The 1,552-nt window shown below is 65.9% G+C and carries 1 protein-coding gene; it reads left to right on the top strand.

Going from position 1 to position 1,552, the window contains the following annotated elements; genetic code table 11:
• Nucleotides 1–1,386: ATP-dependent zinc metalloprotease FtsH (gene ftsH, locus IYX23_RS08590; protein WP_196398841.1), on the top strand; the 1,386-nt coding region annotated here is incomplete at its 5' end.
• Nucleotides 1,387–1,552 lie beyond the last annotated feature (166 nt).

Raw genomic sequence — 1,552 nt, 5'->3', positions numbered from 1 at the left:
GATCCGCAGAAGTTCCAGCGGCTCGGCGGGCGCATCCCGCGCGGCGTGCTGCTCGTTGGACCGCCCGGCACCGGCAAGACGCTGCTGGCGCGCGCCATCGCCGGCGAGGCGGGCGTGCCGTTCTTCTCGATCTCGGGCTCTGACTTCGTCGAAATGTTCGTCGGCGTGGGCGCCTCGCGCGTGCGCGACATGTTCGAACAGGCGAAGAAGAACGCGCCCTGCATCATCTTCGTCGACGAGATCGACGCGGTCGGCCGCCATCGCGGCGCCGGCCTTGGCGGCGGCAACGACGAGCGCGAGCAGACGCTGAACCAGCTGCTCGTCGAGATGGACGGCTTCGAGGCGAATGAGGGCATCATCCTGATCGCCGCGACCAACCGTCCGGACGTGCTCGATCCGGCGCTGATGCGTCCGGGCCGTTTCGACCGGCAGATCCAGGTGCCGAACCCGGATTTCATCGGCCGCGAGAAGATCCTCAAGGTTCACGCCCGCAAGGTGCCTTTGGCGCCGGATGTGGATTTGAAGATCGTCGCGCGCGGCACGCCGGGCTTCTCGGGCGCGGATCTGATGAATCTTGTCAACGAGGCGGCGCTGCTCGCGGCGCGGCGCTCGAAGCGGATCGTCACGAGCCAGGAGTTCGAGGACGCCCGCGACAAGATCATGATGGGCGCCGAGCGGCGCACGCTGGTGATGACGGATGAGGAGAAGAAACTCACCGCCTATCACGAAGGCGGCCATGCGCTGGTCTCCCTGAACGTGCCGGGCTCGATTCCGATCCACAAGGCGACGATCATTCCGCGCGGCAGAGCGCTCGGCATGGTGCAGGGTCTCCCCGAGCGCGATCAAATCTCGCAGAGCTACGAGCAGCTCGTGGCGATGCTCGCCATGGCGATGGGCGGCCGCGTCGCCGAAGAGTTGATCTTTGGATCGGCGAAGACGACCTCCGGCGCCGCGTCGGACATTCAGCAGGCGACGCGCATCGCCCGCGCGATGGTCACCCAGCTCGGCTTCTCGGACAAGCTTGGCACCGTCGCCTATGCCGACCCGCAGCAGGAGCAGTTCCTCGGCTACTCGCTCGGACGCACGCAGACTTTCTCCGAACAGACGCAGGAGACGATCGACGCGGAGGTGCGCCGGCTGGTGCAGGAAGCTTACGAGAAGGCCAGGCAGATCCTCGTCGACAAGCGTACGGATCTGGATACGCTCGCCAATGCGCTTCTCGAATTCGAGACGCTGTCCGGCGATGAGATCAAAGGCCTGCTCGCCGGCAAGCGCCCGGTGCGCGAAGAGTCGACGCCAACGCCGCCGCCGCGCGGCTCCGCGGTGCCGACCACGGGGCAGAAGCCAGAGCCCGACGTCGGCGGCCTGGAGCCGCATCCGATCTAACGAGGAAAACCCAGCGGTCCCGGCCGCTGGGTTTTTTGCATCGGATGCCCGAGAACGCCTCTAAGTCTTGGACCGCTAAGTCTTGGACCGCTAAGTCTTGGACCGCTAAGTCTTGGACCGCTAAGTCTTGGACCGCTAAGTCTTGGACCGCTAAGTCTTGGACCGC

It is taken from the genome of Methylocystis sp. L43 (genome assembly GCF_015709525.1).
Classification (GTDB): Bacteria; Pseudomonadota; Alphaproteobacteria; order Rhizobiales; family Beijerinckiaceae; genus Methylocystis.
The sequence above is the reverse complement of the archived record's forward strand: the minus strand, read 5'-3'. Positions and strand labels throughout refer to the sequence as shown.